The following is a 19231-nucleotide window of genomic DNA, read 5'->3' as shown; positions in this document are numbered from 1 at the left end:
AGCGGCGCCGCCCTGGTTCAATCAGGCAAGCTCCAGATGTTTGCCTGTGGCGCTGTCGACACCGGCGTAGGAATTCTTCAGGCGCGCCTGGGCATCCTTCAGATCACGCGGCGGGGGAGACGGGTTGATGCCGACGAGCTTGGCGATGTTGTTGCCGAGATAGCCTTCCAGATCGTCCTCCGAGAGGTTGATGCCGTGCGGCGGATCCTTGCAAAGCACTTCCAGTTCGCGCAGCCACATGCCCGGATCGTTCGGCGGGCTGTCCGTGCCGAAGACGATCTTGTTCTTTGGCAGCTGCTGGGCGAATTCGACGATGCGCGACTGGAAGCACCAACCGGATTCGCAATAGACATTGGGCGTGTCCATGGCCATCCAGAAGGATTCGAACGAATAGTTGCCGCCCGTCTGAATGCCGAAATGGCCGATGATGAAGTTGACCATCGGGAATTCGCGGATGATCGGGTAGAACATCGTCGGGATCGTGTACGGGCCGTCGCCGGTGTGGATCAGCACGACCACGCCGAGTTCGGCGCACTTCTTCATCGCCGGACGCAGCCAGTCCAATGCGCGGTCGGGACGATAGCCATGCATGTTGGCGTGCAGCTTCAGCATCTTGAAGCCGTATTCCTTGACGTGGAATTCCAGCTCCGCCGCACCGTTTTCAGGCCCCCAGCGCGGGTTGTAGTTGAAGTTGCCAATGAAGCGATCCGGGTATTTCTGGCAAAGCTCCGCGCAATAGGCCATGTAGTCGCGAATGCCGTCGCGGCCCTTGCGGTTGCCGTCGCGGTAGCCGGTATTGCCAGGCGGCGGCTGGATGAAGCCCATATCGATCCGGCGCGGCTTGCCGTTGATCATGTAGGGACCGTCCATCAACTTGAGCATGCGCTCGCCGTTGAAGGGCTCACCCGTATGACGCCAGGCCTCGTCCACGAGGTTGGTCGGGTGAAGATGGGTATCGATGATCATTGTTCACTCCTTCAAATTTTATGCGGCGAGCGCGATGCCATGCTTGCGCAGGTACGCTTCGGCTTCCTCGACGGTGGCAGGCGCTTTGGTCGGCTCAAGGCCGATCATGCGAGCGGTGTTGTTGCCGAGGTAGTCCTCCAGCGTATCCTCATCGAGATTGAGGCCTTGGGGTGGCTCGTGGCAGAGCACTTCGAGAAGGTTGATCCACATGCCCGGCTCGTTCGGCGGCGTGTCGGAGCCGAAGAGGATCTTGTGCTTGGGCAGCACCTTGGCGAACTCTACGATCCGCGACTGGAGGCACCAACCGGATTCGACGTATACGCTCGGCGTGTCGAGCGCCATCTGCATCGGCTCGAACACATAGACGCCGCCGGTCTGCACGCCGAAATGCGCGAGGATGAAGTTCACTTCCGGGAACTCGCGGATGATCGGGTAGAACTCGGTCGGGATCGAGTACGGACCGTCGCCGGTGTGTACCTTCACCATCAGGCCGAGCTCGGCGCATTTCTTCAAGGCCGGACGCAGCCAGTCGAGCGCGCGGTCGGGGCGGTAGGCGTGCATGTTCGCCTGCAGCTGCACCATCTTGAAATCGAATTCCTTGGCATAGCGTTCGATCTCTTCGGCGCCGTTCTGCGTGCCGTAGCGCGGGTTGTAGACGAAACAGCCGAGGAAACGGTCGGGATGCTCCGTCACCATCTTTTCCGTATAGGCCATGTACTGGCGGATGGCGGCTTTGCCTTCCAGGTCCATGACCTCGTGGGTGTAAATGGTGTTGCCTTGCGGCGGTTGGATGAAGGCCTTGTCGATGCGGCGCGGCTTGCCGTTCACATAATACGGGCCGTCCATCATCTTCAAAAGCTTGTCGCCGGTGAAGGGTGGTCCATCGTGGCGCCAAGCCAGATCCACCAGGTCGGTGGGGTAGCAGCTTAGGTCAATTATCATTCTTGTTCTCCTGTCGTAGCGGGTCCGGTCGATGTGGGGCCGCGCGATGAACGCCATGCCGGCAAACACCGGGCGTGGATCCGCGAACTCAGGAAAGGCCGATGACGGACAAGAACGGCCGGGGCCTCAAACGGGGCACAAACGGCGGGTGTTCCTTTCGTAGTCAGCATCGACATCGCAGCCTCATCTTCCAACAGACGGTGAGCAATTGTCGGTGCTTCTACTCGACGCCAAAGGAACCATGGGGCGGGCTTTTTGTCAACAAGATAATCATACAAGTTGTTGTTTTTATATCGTTTTTTTGGAAAACGGCATCCACCGCCGCCCGCACTGGAGGGCCGGCGGCGGTTCAGACGGAGGACTTGGGCCAAGCGTCAAGCGACAGGAGATGCGCTGCTAGGCCGCCAGGCATGCGCGCAAGTTTCTGTCGATGCCGTCACGGTCGAGATTGCGGCCGATGAAGACGAACTTCGACTTGCGCGTATCGTCGCCCCAGGAGTGATCCGGACGGAAATCGACCAGCTTGTGCACTGCCTGGAGCACGAAGAAGCGCTCGTCGTTCGCCACTGAGACAATGCCCTTGGTGCGGAAGATGTCGTCGCCATACTCGCTGAGGTAATCCTTGAGGAAGCCGGCGAGCTTTTCGCCGTCGAAGGACTGCGGATAGACGAAGGAGTGGGATTTCACCGTTGCATCGTGCTGGTGCGGACGGAGCCCGCTTGCCGGAGCATGATCATGACCGTGGTCGCGCTCATGGTCATGGTCCGGATGATCGCACGTCGCGCCATGGCATTCGTGGTGATGATCGCCGTGCGCGTCGTGATCGTCGTCCATATCGATGTCGAGGATTTCCGCCCGCTCGCGTACATAGGACGGCCGGAAACCGTTGACGCCGAGGATGTTGGACAGGTCCACCTTGCCGTAGGTGGAACGCAGGATCGGCGCCGTCTGGTTGAGCTTGCGCAGCGAGCCCTCCAGCGAGCCGAGCGCTTCCTCGGAGGCAAGATCGATCTTGTTGACGAGGATGCGGTCGGCGGCGACGATCTGGTTGACCGCCTGGTTGTCGCTGCCGTCGAGCACGGGATCGTAGAGGTGCTGGTCGATATGCATGGCATCGACCAGCGTCACGACGGCATCGAGTTCGACTTCCTCAGCGACGCTGCGGTCGACGAAGAAGGCGGTAGCGACGGGAGTCGGATCGGCAAGGCCAGAGGTCTCGACGATGATATGGTCGAACTTGTCCTTGTGGCTCAAAAGCTTCTTCATCACGTCGATGAGGTCGTTGCGAACGTCGACGAAGCAGCAGATGCAGCCGTTCTGCATCTGGAAGATCTCTTCGTCGGAGGCGAGCACGAGGTCGCTGTCGACATCCACTTCGCCGAACTCGTTCTCGATGACGGCGATGCGGTGGCCGTGGCGCTCGGTGAGGATGTAGTTGAGCAGCGTCGTCTTTCCCGATCCCAGAAAACCGGTAAGGATCGTGATCGGAAGCTTCTTGTTGGCCGGCTCGATATACATGTTCATGCGCCCTTCTCCCTCAAGGCTTTCAGGATGTCTTCGGGGGTGATCGGATAGTGATGGAAGCGGACGCCGATGGCGTCGTGGATGGCATTGGCGATGGCGGGGCCGATGGCGATGATCGGGTCTTCGCCGACGCCCTTGGCGCCCCATGGGCCGCCCGGATCGGGCGCGGCTTCGAGGATGATCGTCTCGATATCGGGCATGTCCATGGAGAGCGGCATCTTGTAGTCGACGAGGCCGGCGTTCAGCGACCGGCCGGTCTTCTTGTCGATGATGTAGTCCTCGGTCAGCGTGTGGCCGATGCCTTGCTGGATGCCGCCCTCGATCTGGCCCTGCGCCGCAATCGGGTGGATGACCCGGCCGATATCGTGCACCGGGATAACCCGTTTGACCTCGACGATGCCCGTTTCCGTATCCACGTCCACTTCTGTGAAATGCGCGGCGAAGGAATAGGATTTCGTCGGCTCGTAGGTGCCATTGGCCACGATGTTGGTGGCCGGGATACCGCGCGAGGGACCCATCGCCTCGGCAACCGTCATGAAGCGGCCCGGCTCGGCCGTGACGAAGATCCGGCCTTCGGAAAGGTCGATCTCGCCGGGCGTGACTTGCAGCTTCATCGCAGCCCGCTCGAGAACGGCCCCGCGCACCTTGGTGGCCGCCATCTTGGCAGCGGTGCCGACCAGATAGGTCGTGTGGCTGGCGAAGGCGCCGATGTCCCACGGCACGACATCCGTATCGCCATGGATGATGCCGACCTCTTCGAAGCGCACGCCGAGTTCTTCGGCAACGATCTGTGCCAGCGCCGTATGCGCGCCGGTGCCGAGACCGGCAGCGCCGGTGAGCAGCGTCACCGTGCCGTCCTCGTTGACCTTCACGGTCGCGTTGCCCTGTTCCTTGATGCCCGGATAGGCTGAAGAACCATGCATTTCGCAGCCGATGCCCCAGCCCTTGCTGATATGGGGGTGCTTCGGGTCCGGCGTGCGGTCACGGTTGCGCAGCTTCTTCCAGTCGAGCACATCGATGCCGTGCTGAAGGCAGATTTCCAGGCCGTGGCCGAGGATCGGGTGACCGGACGGGGCGATATCGCCCGCGCGCACCACGTTCTTCAGCTTCAGTTCCGCCGGGTCCATGCCGAGCCTTTCAGCCGCCTCGTCCATCTGGATGTCGAGCGCATAGTAGCTCTGCACCACGCCGTAGCCGCGGAAGGCGCCGTTGATCGGCGTATTGGTGTAGACGCAGCGACCTTCTAGCCGAACGTTCTCGCAGCGATAGAGCGAGGTCGCGGCATTGGTGCCGACGATGGTCACGCCCGGGCCATGCGAGCCGTAAGCGCCGGAGTCATAGACAAGCTTCATGTCACGCGCCACGAGCGTGCCGTCATTCTTGAAGCCCTGCTTCAACCAGACCCTGCAGGGGTGGCGCGAACGGCCGGCGACGAAGGTCTCGTGGCGGGTGAATTCCATCTTCACGGGCCGGCGCGTTTCCTTTGCGAGTAGTGCGCAAAGGAATTCGTGCTGGAAACAGTCCTGCTTGGCGCCGAAGCCGCCGCCCATGTGGTCGACGAGAACGCGCACCTTGGTGAGTGGCAGGCCGAGCACTTCGGCCAGGATGCCGCGCACCATGAAGGCGGTCTGCGTCGAGGTCCAGAAAGTCAGCTTGTTGGAGCCGTCCCAGTCGGCGATGCAGACATTCGGCTCCATATAGGCCGGATGCGGCCGCCCGCCGGAGAAGGTGCCTTCAAGTACGAAATCCGCCTGGGCAAAACCAGCGTCGATATTCCCGCGATTGACGCGCACCGGATCGAGTACCAGGTTGCCGCCAGGACCGACATTGTGGATCAGCGGCGCGCCGGGCTGGGCTGCGTCTTCCGGCTCGAAGACGGCCGGCAAGGGCTCGTATTCGACCTCGATCAGATCGAGCGCCTCGTCGGCGATCTCTTCGCTGATGGCCGCAACGGCGGCGACGCCCTCACCCCAGAACCGCACCTTGTCGTCGAGGATATACTGGTCCTTGGTGCAAGAGGCCGAGCGCGGATGCGGTGAGCCGTAATGCAGCACGCGCGGCACGTTTTCATGGGTCAGCACAGCCTTCACGCCCGGATAGGCGAGCGCCTTGCTGACATCGATGCTCTTGATGCGGGCGTGCGCAATGGCGGCGCGCTTGATCTTGCCGTGCAGCATGCCTGGCAATTTGACGTCGCCGGTATATTCGGCCTCGCCCGTCACTTTTTCCAACACGTCGTCGCGTTTGACGCTCTTGCCGACGATCTTGAATTCCCGCTCTCCGATAGGGGCCGTCACGTTCATGATCTTGCTGCCTCCATCTCGAGCGCGGCGGATTTGATCGCGTCGAAAATCTTGGTGTACCCGGTGCAGCGGCAGATATTGCCGCTTAGGCCGAAGCGAATGTCCTCGTCCGTCGGGCGTGGATTGTCGTCGAGCAGCTTCTTGGCCATCATCAGGATGCCCGGCGTGCAGAAGCCGCATTGCGAGGCGCCGTGCCGCATGAAGGCATCCTGCAGCGGATGTAGCGTATCGACGCCGGGCTGGAGCCCTTCCACGGTCTCGACCGTCCGGCCCTCGGCCTCAACGGCGAGCATCAGACAGGCATTGACCGGTTCGCCGTCGACGATAACGGTGCAGGCGCCGCAGTCGCCGACGTCGCAGCCCTTCTTGGTGCCGGTAAGGCCAACATCGTCGCGCAGCGCGTCGAGTAGCGAACGGCAGGTATCCACCGTCATGTCGCGGGGCTCGCCATTGATGGTGAGTTCGACGATCCGTTTCACGCGAAAGCCTCCAATGCCTGTTTGATCGCACGGCCGGTCAGCACACCGACCATGTCGCGTCGGTAATCGGCGCTGGCCCGCACGTTGCTGATCGGAGTGCACTCTTCCATCGCCTTGTTGGCAGCACTCTTGACGGTTGCCGCGTCGAGCCGTGTGCCGCGCAGCATGGCTTCCGCCTCCGGCGCCCGCAGCACGGTCGCACCGACCGCGCCGAGCGCGATGCGGATGTCGCTGCACACGCCGTCGTCCATGCAAAGGCTGACGGCGACGCCGACGGTGGAAAGCTCCATCGCTTTGCGACGGCCGTGCTTGAGATAGGCCTTGCCGGTGTTGTCGCCGGCGGGCGGCACGGTGATGCCGGTGACGATCTCGCCCTTGGCGAGCACGGTCTTGCCGGGGCCGGTGAAGAATTCGGCGAGCGGCACGACGCGCATGTTCGTTCGGCTGTAGATATGGATGAAGGCGCCGTCGGCCATCAGCGGCGGGATCGTGTCCGCCGACGGGGAGGCTCGACAGACATTACCGATGACGGTGGCCCGATTGCGAACCTGGATGGAGCCCAGCGAGGCGAAGGCCGCACGCAGGTTCGGATAACGCTGGCAGACCAGGGGCAGGCACTCCAGTCGACCGACGGTCACCAGCGCGCCAAAAGTCAGGCCTCGGGTCTCATCATAGGTGATGTCGGAGAGGCCGGGGATCTGCTTGATATCGACAACGTTGCGCACGCGGCGCAGTCGTTCGCGGATTTCGACCAGAAGGTCCGTACCACCGTTGAACAGAAAGGTGTCATCGCCGAGATCGGTGAGAAGGCGGGACGCCTGCTCCAGCGTGTCCGCCCGATGATATTCAAAGCGCCTCATGGCAGTCCTCATGGGGTTCGGGGCTCCGGCGGCGCTAGGCCGCTGGACTAGTATTGCTTGCCATTTCAGGCGGGTCGGCCGCGGGCACACCGCTCTGCTGCTCAGCGTCTTGCGGCTCCTTCGCCGGCACGCCATTGAAGAGAATGTTGAGCAATGCCGCCGCGAAGGTGCCGACCAGCACGCCGCTGTGCAGGAATTTTCCAACCGTGGCAGGCAGTTGATCGAAGATGTTTTCCGCAACGACCGGCACCATGGCGAGGCCGACACTGACCGCGACGATGTAGAGGTTGCACCGGTTGGTAGCGAAATCGACCTTTGACAGGATTTTCACACCGGTCGCCGAGACCATGCCGAACATCACGATAGCGGCGCCGCCGACGACGTAGCTCGGGATCGACGCGCTGACGAAGGCCACCTTCGGCAGCACACCCAGCAGGATCAGGATGGCACCCCCTGCGGCGACCACGAAGCGGCTGAGCACGCCGGTAATCTGGAGCAGACCGACATTCTGTGCATAGGTCGTGTAGGTGAAGGTGTTCAGCAGGCCGCCGATGATGTTGCCGACGCCATCGGTGCGCAGGCCGCGGGTGAGATCGCGCTGGGTGATCTTGCGCCCCGTCATCTCGCCGACCGCCAGGAACTGCCCGGTCGATTCGATCATCATGACCGTCATGACGGCACAGAGCGACAGGGTGGACCAGAATTCGAAGATCGGCCAGCCGAAGGCGAGCGGGTGAATGACGCGCACCCAGTCGGCATCCGCCACGCCATAAAAATCGACCTTGCCGGCGGCAATGGCGATGGCAAAGCCGATGCCGATTCCCATCAGCACGGCAAGGTTCGAGAGGAACCCCTTGAGAACACGGGTGAGCAGCAGGATCGAAAGCAGCACGACGGCCGCAACGGCAAGCGCGAAAGGCGCGCCATAGGCCGGGTTCGGGATCATGCCATCTGGTCCCTTGATCATCGGCTGCCCGCCCGCCGCCCAGTTCACGCCGACGCGCATCAGGGAGAGACCGATGATCAACATGACCGTGCCGGTCACGATCGGCGGGAAGAAACGCACCCAGCGTCCGAAGAACGGCGCGACCAAAATGGTGAAGACGCCGGATCCGATGACAGCCCCGATAATACCAGGCATGCCGAGGTCAGGATTGGTGCCCGTCGCGATGATCGAGGGCACCGCGGTGAACGAGACGCCCATCATGATGGGCAGGCGAATGCCGATTTTCCAGATGCCGAGCGCCTGGATGATGGTGACGAGGCCACAGGCGAACAGGTCCGCGCTGACGAGCAGGGCAATCTGTTCCTTGGGTAAGTGAAGCGCACTGCCGACGATAAGCGGCACGGCGACCGCTCCGGCATACATGACAAGGACGTGTTGCAGGCCCAAAGCCATTAGGCTCGGGATGGGATACGTTTTTTCTACAGGATCCGCCGCCGTGGGATTGGTCATTCGCTTTCCTCCCAGCGAACAGCTTCCGGCGCGGTAGGGGCTTTCATGGCCTCGTCGTTGACACCGCACGCCGTACGAAGAGCATCATGCAGCTGGTCAAATCAGCAAACAACCAGCATAATAATATTAATTCAACCAGTGACTGAATGAATTGCCCGGCATGGATATCACGCTTAAACAGCTTCGCGCCTTCGTCACCGTAGCCAATCTCGGGCAGTTTACGCTGGCCGCCGACAAGCTTGGCTCCTCGCAATCCGCCGTCAGCACACTGGTCCGGCAGTTGGAGAACAATCTCAATCTCCGTCTCTTCGACCGGCACACCCGCCTTCTTCGCCTTACGCAAGCGGGCATGGACATCCTGCCGGTTGCCGCCCGCGCTGTCGCCGACATCGAGGGCATGGTGGAAAGTTCGCGCGAGCTGAACGCGCTCCGACGGGGGAAAGTTTCGATCGCGGCGGGCACCGTGCAGGCGGCGCTACTGCTGCCGCCGCTCATCAACGATTTCAACAGGCTGCATCCCGAGGTGACCGTCGAGCTGCACGATGTGGCCGAGAAAACCGTATTGGAACAGGTCGCGAACGGATCGGTGGATCTTGGCGTCGGCACGGTGCCGGAGGACGACACGGAACTCGTCGGCACGCGGCTCACGACTGACGAGTTCCTCATAGTGCTGCATTCCGAAGACCCGCTGGTCAGACTTTCCGAGTTGCGCTGGACCGACCTTGTCGATCGCAAGCTGATTGGCCCGCAGCGCGGCAACCCGATTCGCGACCGGCTGGAAAACGAACTGGCTCGCAACGGCATCGTCCTGCCGCTCCAAAAGGCCATGCAGGAGGTGGCGTTGCCCCTGACGATCATCGGCATGGTCGAAGCCGGCCTCGGCGTTGCGATAATGACCTCGGCAGTCGTTCGGCTAGCGACCTCGATGGGCCTCATCGTGCGAACGCCGACCGAACCACACATCAAGCGTGAGGTCAGCGTGATCCAGAAACGGGCGCGCTCCCTCTCCCCCGCCGCCCGCCGCTTCCGTGATTTCCTGCTCAAGTCGGTGCACTAAACTATACAAGTCCAGCAAATACGCTGCGGTTTTGTGCCCGAAATTGCGACCGCTCCGAGGTTGACCTCGCAAAAATTTCCGCGCTATCTGGTGGCGCTGCTGGACTGCGCGGTGCGCAGGCAGGCAGGGCGCAGCAGCCTCCAGGAGCTTGTTGTGCGCGGAGCCCAACGCCAACGCGTTCCGGTTAAACCGCCGCTCCCAGCCACACAGACCAGGAGCACCCATGGCTCACTCTTTGACAGACCGCGCCGCGCATTCCGAAGTGCCTGGCCGGCCGAACCGCCCCGACCTTTCCACCGCCGCCATCCGCACCGCCAGGGAAGACCTCGCCGCCTGTTTCCGCATGGCGGCGCGCAACGGTTTTGAGGAAGGCATCTGCAACCATTTTTCGGCGGTCGTGCCGGGAAACGACGATCTCTTCATCGTCAATCCCTACGGTTACGCCTTTCGCGAACTCACGGCCTCGAAGCTGCTGATCTGCGATTTCAACGGCACCGTCATCGAGGGCGACGGCACGCCTGAGGCGACCGCCTTCTACATCCACGCCGAAATCCACCGCCGCCTGCCGCGCGCCAAGGTCGCCTTCCACACGCACATGCGCTATGCCACAGCGCTCTCCATGACCGACGGTCCGCCGCTGATCTGGGCCGGTCAGACGGCCCTCAAATTCTACGGTCGCACCGCCGTGGATGAGCACTACAACGGCTTGGCGCTCGATAATCGCGAGGGCGCGCGCATCGCGGAAGCCGCAGGGGATGCCGATATCGTCTTCATGAAGCACCATGGCGTGCTGGTGCTCGCGCCGACCAGTGCAGAAGCTTGGGACGACCTCTACTACCTCGAACGGGCCGCCGAAGTGCAGGCGCTCGCCATGTCGACGGGCCGCACGGTTTCCCCTGTCGATCCGGCCATTGCCGAGGCCGCCTACCGGCAGATGCGCGAGGGCGACGCAGACTCCGCCCGCGCCCATCTCGCCGCTATCCGCCGACAGCTCGATGCGGAAGAACCGCAATATCGGCACTGACCTCCTGAAAAGGCCTGTGCCGGTGCCCCCATCGAATCGGCCCAGTGTCTCATATCTTTGATTTTAATTGATCTTTTGCAGCTTCCAACAACCCGGCCGCCCGCCATTATTGCGAATATTTTATCAAACAATTGAAATAATGAATTTGTTTTAATTAATGCTCCATGCTTAGTTTTCCGCTACAACAAGAAAGTGGGGACAAATGGCACGTGATAATCCAACTGTCTCGCTCGCACACCTGTCGCCCGGCCAGCCCTTTGCGCTCACTGGCGGAACAATCGTCACTACCGATGGTTCACAAGCTGTCAGCGACATCATGGTCGGCGCGGACGGGCGTTTTGTCGCAGTAGAGCCGTTCCTCGACGTCACATCCTGCGACGCCCGCATCGATATCACCGGCATGCTGGTTTCCCCGGGCTTTGTCGACGCGCACCAGCATCTGGACAAGACCGGCGTGCTGCGCTTCACGCCCAATCCCTCCGGCACGCTGCAGGGCGCCCGCGAGGCCTTTGCCAAGTACGCCGGAACCGCCGGCCCTGAAGACATTCACAAGCGGGCGACGCGCACGGTCGAGCGATGTCTGTCTCGTGGCACGACGGCTATCCGCAGTCATATCAACGTAGACAAGGATGCCCGTTTCCACGGCATGGAGACACTGGCGGCGATCCGCGATGCCGAAAAAAACCGTATCACCCTCCAACTCGTCGCCTTCATGACGCCACATCCCGGCCAGGACTTCGACTGGCTTGAGAAGAACATCGATGGCGCGGTGGCCCTTGCTGATGCCGTCGGCGGCACGCCCGCCGTTTCCGAAGACCCGCCGCGTTATCTCGACATCCTGTTTTCCGCTGCGGTGAAGGCCGGCAAGCCGGTCGACCTGCATCTGGACGAGCACCTTAATGCCGGCGTGCACCTGCTGGATGCCGCCATAGAGAGGGTCGAGCGCTTCGGCATGCAGGGACGCACCGTCTTCAGCCATGTGTCGGTGCTCAGCGCCCTGCCCCGTCGGGAATTCCAGCGTATCGCCGAACGCATCCGCGCCCTCGATGTCGGTGTTGTTACGCTGCCTGCCGCCAACCTCTACCTGCAAGGCCGCGACGCCGAGATGCTGCCGCCGCGCGGCCTAACGCGCGTAGCCGAGTTGCACCGGACCGGCGTCACCATCGCCACGGCATCCGACAACATCCAGGACCCCTTCGTGCCAACCGGCTCGGGTGACATGCTGGAAATCGCCCGCTGGACGCTCCTCGCAGGCCACCTGCGCGGCGACGAGCTTGCCGCCGCCCACCGCATGATCACGACCGCCCCTGCCCATCTGATGGGTCTCGGCAAGGACTACGGGCTGCGCTCATGTGCCCGGGCCGACTTCGTCGTAACCGATTGCACCGATACCGACACGCTGGTTGCAGGCGGGCCGGACCGCGCCTTCATTTTCTCGAGAGGACGCCTCGTCTCGGAAACGAGGACCGCGCTCACGCGCGTCGAAAACAGCTGTCTGAAGGAGGACGCATAGCCGATCGGCGACTCCGGGGGGATTGAAACGACAATTTAATGGGAGGAAGAAAATGAAGAAAACTGCAATTTCACGCCGGTCGCTGCTTGCGTCCGTTCTCGGATTGACGCTAGCCGGATTCTGGCCTGGCTTCGCGCATGCCGACGATTTCAAGATGGGCCTTCTCGTGCCCGGCAGCGTTTCGGAAGAGGGGTGGAACCGGATCGGCTACAACGCACTGAAAGGCGTTGAACAGCAGCTCGGCGCCAAGATCAGCTATGTCGAGCTTCAGCAGAACCCGGCTTCCTTCGAGAAGGCCTTCCGCGATTATGCCAGCCAGGGCTACAAGGTCATCCTCGGCCACGGATTCGAATTCCAGGACGCCGCGCTCGAAGTCGCCCCCGACTATCCGGACACCTATTTCCTGATCTCGTCGAGTGCGATCCATGAAGGCAATGTCATCGGCCTCAATACCGATACCAGTCAGCCCTTCTATCTCATGGGCGTCATCGCAGCGAAGATGGGCCACAAGGCCGGCCTGGTCGGCGGCATGGAAATTCCGCCGATCCAGCAGGCCTTTGCCGGCTTCAAGAACGGCGCCAAGAGCATCAATCCGGCCTTTCCGATCAGCGAGGTCTATATCGGCAACTTCACCGATACGACCGCCACCAAGGAAGCGGCACTGAGCATGATCTCGCAGGGGGCCGATTTCGTCCTGCCGAACGCCTCGGGCGCGACTGTCGGCGGCTACCAGGCCATCGCCGAATCCGGTCCGAACGTCCGCTCCTTCTCGATCTTCAGCGACTTCACACAGGTCGCGCCCAACAACATTCTCGGCCTCTATGTGGCCGACTATGCCCAGGGCGTGGTGGAAGTCGTGCGCTCGATCCGCGCCGGCAACCCGCCGAAGGAAAACGTCGTCTTCGGCCTGAAAGACCCAAAGGTCATCTCCTTCGCCTTCCGCGATGACGGCCCGGTTTCCGTGCCTGCGGACGTCCGCACCGAGGTCAAGGCAATCAGCGACAAGATCGCTGCCGGCCAGATCAAGACCGACGGCAATTGATCGGCATGCGCTGCGGCCGGACGGGCCGGCCGCAGCGCACCACTGCGCCCCCCACCAGCATCCGGAACGAGCCATGGAACAGGTAGACGAGCAAGTGCGCGAGAACGTGTATCCCCACGCCGGCCAGGCCCTCTATCGGACGCTCTCCCAAGCCGCGATCAGCGCCGCTACCCCCATAGCCGCGTTCCTCGTCGCGCTTGCCTTCGGCGCCGCTCTTCTGTGGCTAAACGGCTTCAATGGCAGCGACGTGGTCACCGTCATGGTCTTCGGCCCGTTCCAGGACATACGCTCGGTCGGCGAGATCCTCTTGAAAGCGACCCCGCTCATCCTGATCGGTGCCGGGCTCTGTGTCGCCTTCCGGTGCAGCATCTGGAACATCGGCGCGGAGGGACAGTTCTATGTCGGAGCGATTGCCGCCACGCTCGTCGGCACCAGGATCGACGGGCTTTCGGTATGGGTTCATGCGCCGCTCGTAATGCTGGCCGGGGCCTCGGCGGGCGCCGCCTGGGCCGGCATTGCCGGCTATCTGAAGGTCCGCTTTCAGGCGAGTGAGATCGTCACGACGATCATGCTCAACTACATCGCCCTGATCATGACGAGTTACCTCGTTACGGGGCCGATGCGCGATGCCAGCGCCGCCTATCCACAATCGGCCCGGCTCGTGCACGAAGCCTGGACGCCCCGCATCGTTCCCGACATACGTCTGCATATCGGCATTCTCGTCGCCGTGGCGGCAGCGGTCGCACTCTACATCTTCCTGCCAGCGCAGCAGCCGCGGTTTCGCGCTCCGCGTCGTCGGCCTCAACCCGCATGCCGCCCGTTATGCCGGAATGGACGTGGCGCGCAACGTAATGACCGCCATCTGCATCAGCGGCGCGATGGCTGGTCTCGCAGGCGCCTTCGAGGTGGCAGGCGTCACGCACCGGCTGTATCAGAACATTTCTCCCGGCTACGGCTTCGAGGGCATCGCGGTTGCGCTTCTCGCCAACAACAATCCGCTGGCGGCGATCCTGTCGGGCTGTCTCTTCGCAACACTGAGGTCCGGCTCGGAAATCCTCCAGATCAACTCGCAGGTTCCGCAGGTACTCGTGCTCGTCATTCAGGGCGTCGTCATTCTCTCGGTCGTCGCCTTCGCCAAGTTCCGCGACGTCCTCAGGACCATAAACTGACACGAAGATCACGCGAAAGCTGGAGGGTTCGGGCCATGAACGAAATGATGTTTCTCACCTTCCTCGCGACGCTGGCGGGTGCTGCCTGGCGGCTCGCGACGCCGTTGATCTTTGCCTCGATCGGCGAGGTGTTTTCGGAGCGGGCGGGCGTGCTCAACATCGGCCTGGAAGGCACCATGTTGGTCGGTGCCTTTTGCGGTTTCGCAATGGCATTTGCCACCGGCAGTATCCCGCTAGGACTGCTTGCCGGCATGGTCGGCGGCATGCTGTTCGGGCTGGTCTTCGCCGTCTTCACGATCAGCTTCAAGGCCGACCAGATCGTCGTTGGCGCGGCGCTCAACCTGCTCGGCATGGGACTGACGGCCTTCCTCTTCCGAACCTACTATGTCTCGACGGGCAAGGGCATCGAGATCGCACAGCCAGTCCATATCCCCTGGTTCAGCGACCTGCCCTTTCTCGGCGAAGCCTTCTTTCGGCAGAATCTCATCGTCTACAGCACGATCCTCGTCGCCATCCTGGCCGGCTTCGTGCTCTACCGGACATCCTTCGGCCTGACGCTGCGCGCGGTCGGCGAGCACCCTAAGGCGGTCGACGTCGCCGGCCGCAGCGTCGCCGCCTATCGTTACGCCGCTGTGATGATCGGCACGGGCCTGGCCGGACTCGGCGGCGCATTCCTGACGCTCGGCCATTCCAACCAATTCGTCGAGGGCATCACCTCTGGCCGCGGCTTCATCGCGCTGGCCGTGGTCGTTTTCGCGCGATGGTCGCCGACGGGGGCCTTCTTCGTCTCGCTGCTCTTCGGCCTCTTCTATGCCCTGCAACTCATGCTCCAGGCTCAGGCGTCCGTGGTCGTGCCCTACCAGGTTCTGCAGGCGCTACCCTATGCCATGACAATCATTGCGCTCGTCGTGATCCGCGGCAAGGGCGCCGCGCCCAGCAAACTCGGCCAGCCCTACGAGATGAGATAACGGATATGTCACGGAAACCCTTCCTGCGCGTCGAGAATATCCGCAAGCGCTTCGGTCCTGTCGTTGCCAGCGACGGCGTGTCGCTGGAAATCGAGGCGGGCGAGATTCATTCGCTGCTCGGCGAGAACGGGGCAGGCAAGAGCGTTCTGATGAGCATGATCTGCGGCATGGTGCGGCCCGACGAGGGTGAGATCGTCTACAAGGGGGATGTGGTACGCTTCAACAGCCCTCGCGAGGCAATCCGCCACCGCATCGGCATGGTGCATCAGCATTTCATGCTCGTGCCCAACCTGACAGTCGGGGAAAACTATGTGCTTGGCCAGGGCTCGCCGCTCAGGGCCATCAACGACATGGACAAGGTCCATGCGAAGATCCGCGAACTGAGCAGCCGCTACGCGCTTGACGTGCGCCCCGACGCTCTTGTCGCGGATCTCTCCGTCGGCGAGCAGCAGCGCGTCGAAATCCTGAAAGTGCTGTTCCACGGCATTGACCTTCTGATCCTGGACGAGCCGACGGCCGTGCTTACGCCGCAGGAAACCGACCGTCTTCTCTCGCTCATGAGCGACCTCGTCGCGGATGGAAAGACCGTGGTCTTCATCTCGCACAAGCTCGACGAAGTGATGCGCGTCAGCAACCGCATCACCGTCATGCGCGACGGGCGCGTCGTGCACACCGTTAACGCCGCCGATACGGACGCGCGCGCGCTTGCCCGGATGATGGTCGGCCGCGATGTACGCATGGAGTTGCCGCGCGGCTCGGGCGTGCCTGGGCGCGCCATACTGTCAGTGGAAAACCTTGCCTGCCGCAGCGAGATTGGCCTGCCCGCCGTGAGCGGCGTGAGCCTTGATGTGCGTGCCGGCGAGATCGTCGGCGTTGCAGGTGTGTCCGGGAACGGCCAGACCGAACTCGCGCTCGCCCTTTCGGGCCTGCTACCGATCGATTCAGGCCGCATCGTGCTGAATGGCAGGGATATCACCGGGCTTGAGCCGGCCGATGTCAACGCCAGCAGCTTCGCCCATATACCCGAGGACCGGCACAAGCACGGCATCGTGCTATCGCTCTCGCTGGGCGAGAACGCCATCCTCCAGCGCTATGACCAACCACCCTTCGCGGTGCGCGGCATGCTCAACCGTCGCGCCATCGGCGAACACACCCGCGACCTCATCAGGCGTTTCCATGTCAAATCCCGAGACGAGGATCAGCCGATCGGCAACCTTTCCGGCGGCAACCAGCAGAAGCTGGTCGTCGCCCGCGAGCTTGCCCGTAATCCCGATTTCATCCTCGTCAACCAGCTCACTCGTGGCATCGATATCGGCGCGATGGAATTCGTCATGGAGGAGATGCTGAAGCAGCGTGACGCCGGCCGGGCCGTTTTGCTGATCTCGACCGAGTTGGAAGAGCTCTTCGCGATTTGCGATCGCATCCTCGTCATGTTCCACGGCGAAATTCTCGGCGAACTGCCCCCGGACCGCAGCAGGCTTGACGAACTGGGATTGCTCATGGCCGGCAAAACGGAGCAGAACGCGCGACATCCAGCGCATGTGGGCTAGACAGGAGCAGTCGCCTGCCTCATCGTTCGGCATCAAGCGTACAATCGAGCTGTTCGAGCAAGGGCCTGTGGCTGATGAACATAACCTTGCGGCAACTGCGGGCATTCATCGCAGTCGCCGAAAATGGGCAGTTCAACCTTGCCGCAAGAAGCCTCCATCTCACGCAATCCGCGGTGAGCATCCTGGTGCGAGACCTTGAATCGGAAATCGGCGTGCGCCTTTTCGACCGCCATACGAGGATGGTGTCTCTCACGGTTGTCGGGCAGGAATTCCTGCCGCAGGCCCGCAAGATCCTGAAGGATCTGGACCTTGCGGTCGGCGACGTCAGGGACAATGTCTCGCTTAAGCGCGGCCAGGTGACCATAGCCGCCGCCATCGTGCTGGCGGCGACGATCGTGCCGCCCATCATTGCGCGATTTCTGCGAAAATATCCGGAAATCTCCGTTAGCATCCGCGATATGCCCGAAGAAGCCATCGGTCCGGCCATCAAGCGCAACGAGGTCGATATTGCAGTCGGCACTTCCTCGGAAGATGACCCTGAGATCGCCGGCACGCCCCTGTTGCGCGACAGGCTCATGCTCGTTTGTCGGGAAGATCACCGGCTTGCCAAGCGCAAATCAGTGCGCTGGGCTGAGCTGGCGGACGAAACGATGATCGTGCTGGCCGCGGCAAATCCGCTGCGCAACCTCGTCGAGCACAACCTCATTCGGGTGGTTCCGAATTTCCGGCCGAAATACGAGGTGCGCTTTTCTACGACGGCTATCAGCATGATCGCCGCCGGTATGGGAATTGCCGTACTGCCGGAGAACTCCAGCCAGCTAGCCTCCGCTGTGCGCGTTACGACCGTCGATCTCATCGACCCGCTTGTCATGCGAGACGTCTCGTTACTGCAGCGAGGTCAGCATAGCCTTTCGCCCGCGGCGGAACGTTTGAAGGAAGCGTTTGTCGCCAGCTTCGCCAACCCGGATGGCCCGCCAATTTGACGATCGAGGCCACCGAAATGTCGACGAGAGCCATCGCTCTCCGTGGAGCCCGGAAAACGCCCCACGACAAGGGTCCGAATGCTCCAACAGCCGCAGCCGCCATGTCCCAAATTGGACTTTGACCGAAGAGACCTTAAAGCCGTCTGATCTTGGCAAGCTCTTTTGGCCCATTTTCCAGTGGTCTCATCATTGTCACGCACACTCGCGACAAAGCCGAAGCAGGACGGATTTCGTGCACCCGGCGAATTCGAGCCCAAGGCTGGTTGCTGGCTGATCTGGCCGGAGCGTCCCGACACCTGGCGCCTAGGTGCCAATTCGGCGCAAATGCTGTTTGCCGATGTCGCGTCGGCGATCGCGCAAAGCGAACCCCTGACCGTGGCTGTATCCAGTCCCCAGTGGCAGAACGCGCGGGCCCGGTTGCCGGCCGATGTGCGCGTGGTGGAAATGTCGAGCAACGATTCCTGGCGGCGCGACAGCGGTCCCAACTTCGTCGTGAACGACCAGGATGAGGTGCGTGGCGCTCGACTGGACCTTCGATGCCTACGGCGGCTTCGACGGCGGACTTTACTCGCCCTGGGACCTGGATGACCTGGTGGCGCGAAAGGTGCTCGAGGCCGAAGGAATGGCTCGCTACCGGGCGCCGTTGATTGCCGAGGGCGGCGGTCTGCAATGCGACGGCCAAGGCACGCTCATCACGACCGAGCAGTGCCTTCTCAATCAAAACCGCAATGCCCATCTCGGCAAGGCCGAGGTGGAGCGGCAGCTCGGCGACTTTCTCGGCGTCGACACCATCATCTGGCTGCCGCGAGGCTTTGCCTTCGACGAAACCGATGGCCATGTCGACGATATCTACTGCTTCGTGCGACCCGGCGTGGTCGCGCTGAGCTGGACGGACGACCGGGAAGACACGAGATCGTGCGCGAGGCGAGGAAATCCTGCGTTCGGCCCGCGATGCGCGCGGCCGCGTCTGGAGGTCCACCGGCTGCCCCATCCCCTGCCCATCGAGACGACGGCGGAGGAAAGCGAAAGCATCGACCGCTCCGATCAGACATGGGCGCGCCCGGTAGGAAACCGCGTCGCCGCCAGCTACGTTAACTACTATCCGGGCAACAGCGTTGTGGTCGTTCCGGAATTCGGCTCCGATCTCGACGTGAAGGCAAAGCAGAAACTGGCTGAACTGTTTCCCGACCACAAGATAATCGGCATCGAGAACTCCCGCGAAATCCTCTTGGGGGGTGGAAATGTTGCCTGTATCACCCTGCCGGTTTATGCCCCGCAGACAAGACCAGAGGCGGCTTGAACGCCTGGCGCAGCCAGTCGGAAGCAAGCCCAAACCGCGAACCCAAGCCTACGACAAGAGGACCCGCATGCGCTTGGCGCGCCGAAGCGTGCCCT

General features: G+C 62.2%; 17 protein-coding genes and 1 pseudogene. 11 read left to right on the top strand and 7 right to left on the bottom strand.

Annotation, left to right across the window (positions count from 1 at the left end; genetic code table 11):
* Positions 1-21: 21 nt before the first annotated feature.
* The 7 genes from MESAU_RS12165 to MESAU_RS12135 form a co-directional block, all read right to left on the bottom strand.
* Positions 22-966 (bottom strand): amidohydrolase family protein, encoded by a 945-nt coding sequence (locus MESAU_RS12165; RefSeq protein WP_015316334.1) that lies wholly within the window; start codon positions 964-966, stop codon positions 22-24.
* Between the two features lie 18 nt (positions 967-984).
* Positions 985-1908, bottom strand: coding sequence for an amidohydrolase family protein (locus MESAU_RS12160; RefSeq protein ID WP_015316333.1), 924 nt, complete (start codon positions 1906-1908; stop codon positions 985-987).
* 396 nt (positions 1909-2304) lie between these two features.
* Complete coding sequence (locus MESAU_RS12155; RefSeq protein ID WP_015316332.1) at positions 2305-3432, bottom strand: CobW family GTP-binding protein; 1128 nt, start codon at positions 3430-3432, stop codon at positions 2305-2307.
* On the bottom strand, positions 3429-5735 hold the full coding sequence (locus tag MESAU_RS12150; RefSeq protein ID WP_015316331.1) for a xanthine dehydrogenase family protein molybdopterin-binding subunit: 2307 nt from the start codon (positions 5733-5735) through the stop codon (positions 3429-3431). The genes MESAU_RS12155 and MESAU_RS12150 overlap by 4 nt, the downstream gene beginning before the upstream one ends.
* Positions 5732-6214 (bottom strand): (2Fe-2S)-binding protein, encoded by a 483-nt coding sequence (locus tag MESAU_RS12145; RefSeq protein ID WP_015316330.1) that lies wholly within the window; start codon positions 6212-6214, stop codon positions 5732-5734. The genes MESAU_RS12150 and MESAU_RS12145 overlap by 4 nt, the downstream gene beginning before the upstream one ends.
* Positions 6211-7074: an FAD binding domain-containing protein gene (locus MESAU_RS12140; protein ID WP_015316329.1), complete on the bottom strand. Its 864-nt coding sequence runs from the start codon at positions 7072-7074 to the stop codon at positions 6211-6213. The genes MESAU_RS12145 and MESAU_RS12140 overlap by 4 nt, the downstream gene beginning before the upstream one ends.
* 34 nt (positions 7075-7108) lie before the next feature.
* Complete coding sequence (locus tag MESAU_RS12135) at positions 7109-8530, bottom strand: nucleobase:cation symporter-2 family protein (RefSeq protein ID WP_015316328.1); 1422 nt, start codon at positions 8528-8530, stop codon at positions 7109-7111.
* Between the two features lie 160 nt (positions 8531-8690).
* On the opposite strand from MESAU_RS12135, the gene MESAU_RS12130 reads away from it, so the two are divergent.
* The 11 genes and pseudogenes from MESAU_RS12130 (at position 8691) to MESAU_RS12090 (ending at position 19136) form a co-directional block, all read left to right on the top strand.
* Positions 8691-9587 (top strand): LysR substrate-binding domain-containing protein, encoded by an 897-nt coding sequence (locus MESAU_RS12130; protein WP_015316327.1) that lies wholly within the window; start codon positions 8691-8693, stop codon positions 9585-9587.
* 223 nt (positions 9588-9810) lie between these two features.
* Positions 9811-10611, top strand: a complete 801-nt coding sequence (locus tag MESAU_RS12125) for an aldolase (protein WP_015316326.1) — start codon at positions 9811-9813, stop codon at positions 10609-10611.
* A 202-nt stretch (positions 10612-10813) separates the two neighbouring features.
* A complete protein-coding gene (locus MESAU_RS12120) occupies positions 10814-12124 on the top strand; it encodes an amidohydrolase family protein (RefSeq protein ID WP_015316325.1) in 1311 nt (436 codons plus the stop codon).
* A gap of 52 nt (positions 12125-12176) precedes the next feature.
* Complete coding sequence (locus MESAU_RS12115) at positions 12177-13166, top strand: BMP family protein (RefSeq protein WP_015316324.1); 990 nt, start codon at positions 12177-12179, stop codon at positions 13164-13166.
* Positions 13069-13866: pseudogene (locus MESAU_RS32295) on the top strand (ABC transporter permease); the annotation flags it as partial. The gene MESAU_RS12115 and the pseudogene MESAU_RS32295, both read left to right, overlap by 98 nt.
* Complete coding sequence (locus tag MESAU_RS32200; RefSeq protein ID WP_280739576.1) at positions 13793-14335, top strand: ABC transporter permease; 543 nt, start codon at positions 13793-13795, stop codon at positions 14333-14335. The pseudogene MESAU_RS32295 and the gene MESAU_RS32200, both read left to right, overlap by 74 nt.
* 35 nt (positions 14336-14370) lie before the next feature.
* Positions 14371-15303 (top strand): ABC transporter permease, encoded by a 933-nt coding sequence (locus tag MESAU_RS12105; protein WP_015316323.1) that lies wholly within the window; start codon positions 14371-14373, stop codon positions 15301-15303.
* Between the two features lie 5 nt (positions 15304-15308).
* Positions 15309-16853 (top strand): ABC transporter ATP-binding protein, encoded by a 1545-nt coding sequence (locus MESAU_RS12100; RefSeq protein WP_015316322.1) that lies wholly within the window; start codon positions 15309-15311, stop codon positions 16851-16853.
* A gap of 74 nt (positions 16854-16927) precedes the next feature.
* On the top strand, positions 16928-17836 hold the full coding sequence (locus tag MESAU_RS12095) for a LysR family transcriptional regulator (protein ID WP_015316321.1): 909 nt from the start codon (positions 16928-16930) through the stop codon (positions 17834-17836).
* 177 nt (positions 17837-18013) lie between these two features.
* A complete protein-coding gene (locus MESAU_RS32195; protein WP_280739575.1) occupies positions 18014-18424 on the top strand; it encodes an agmatine deiminase family protein in 411 nt (136 codons plus the stop codon).
* A complete protein-coding gene (locus MESAU_RS12090) occupies positions 18351-19136 on the top strand; it encodes an agmatine deiminase family protein (RefSeq protein ID WP_280739570.1) in 786 nt (261 codons plus the stop codon). The genes MESAU_RS32195 and MESAU_RS12090 overlap by 74 nt, the downstream gene beginning before the upstream one ends.
* Positions 19137-19231 lie beyond the last annotated feature (95 nt).

The organism is Mesorhizobium australicum WSM2073, from assembly GCF_000230995.2.
Taxonomy (GTDB): domain Bacteria; phylum Pseudomonadota; class Alphaproteobacteria; order Rhizobiales; family Rhizobiaceae; genus Mesorhizobium; species Mesorhizobium australicum.
This window is presented reverse-complemented; position numbering and strand designations above follow the sequence as displayed.

Coding starts and splice junctions, on each gene's coding strand:
- MESAU_RS12120 (WP_015316325.1), top strand. CDS start 10,814: ATGGCACGTGATAATCCAACTGTCTCGCTCGCACACCTGTCGCCCGGC.
- MESAU_RS12130 (WP_015316327.1), top strand. CDS start 8,691: ATGGATATCACGCTTAAACAGCTTCGCGCCTTCGTCACCGTAGCCAAT.
- MESAU_RS12135 (WP_015316328.1), bottom strand. CDS start 8,530: ATGACCAATCCCACGGCGGCGGATCCTGTAGAAAAAACGTATCCCATC.
- MESAU_RS12100 (WP_015316322.1), top strand. CDS start 15,309: ATGTCACGGAAACCCTTCCTGCGCGTCGAGAATATCCGCAAGCGCTTC.
- MESAU_RS12125 (WP_015316326.1), top strand. CDS start 9,811: ATGGCTCACTCTTTGACAGACCGCGCCGCGCATTCCGAAGTGCCTGGC.
- MESAU_RS12105 (WP_015316323.1), top strand. CDS start 14,371: ATGAACGAAATGATGTTTCTCACCTTCCTCGCGACGCTGGCGGGTGCT.
- MESAU_RS32200 (WP_280739576.1), top strand. CDS start 13,793: ATGCCAGCGCCGCCTATCCACAATCGGCCCGGCTCGTGCACGAAGCCT.
- MESAU_RS12140 (WP_015316329.1), bottom strand. CDS start 7,074: ATGAGGCGCTTTGAATATCATCGGGCGGACACGCTGGAGCAGGCGTCC.
- MESAU_RS12160 (WP_015316333.1), bottom strand. CDS start 1,908: ATGATAATTGACCTAAGCTGCTACCCCACCGACCTGGTGGATCTGGCT.
- MESAU_RS12095 (WP_015316321.1), top strand. CDS start 16,928: ATGAACATAACCTTGCGGCAACTGCGGGCATTCATCGCAGTCGCCGAA.
- MESAU_RS12150 (WP_015316331.1), bottom strand. CDS start 5,735: ATGAACGTGACGGCCCCTATCGGAGAGCGGGAATTCAAGATCGTCGGC.
- MESAU_RS12115 (WP_015316324.1), top strand. CDS start 12,177: ATGAAGAAAACTGCAATTTCACGCCGGTCGCTGCTTGCGTCCGTTCTC.
- MESAU_RS12155 (WP_015316332.1), bottom strand. CDS start 3,432: ATGAACATGTATATCGAGCCGGCCAACAAGAAGCTTCCGATCACGATC.
- MESAU_RS12165 (WP_015316334.1), bottom strand. CDS start 966: ATGATCATCGATACCCATCTTCACCCGACCAACCTCGTGGACGAGGCC.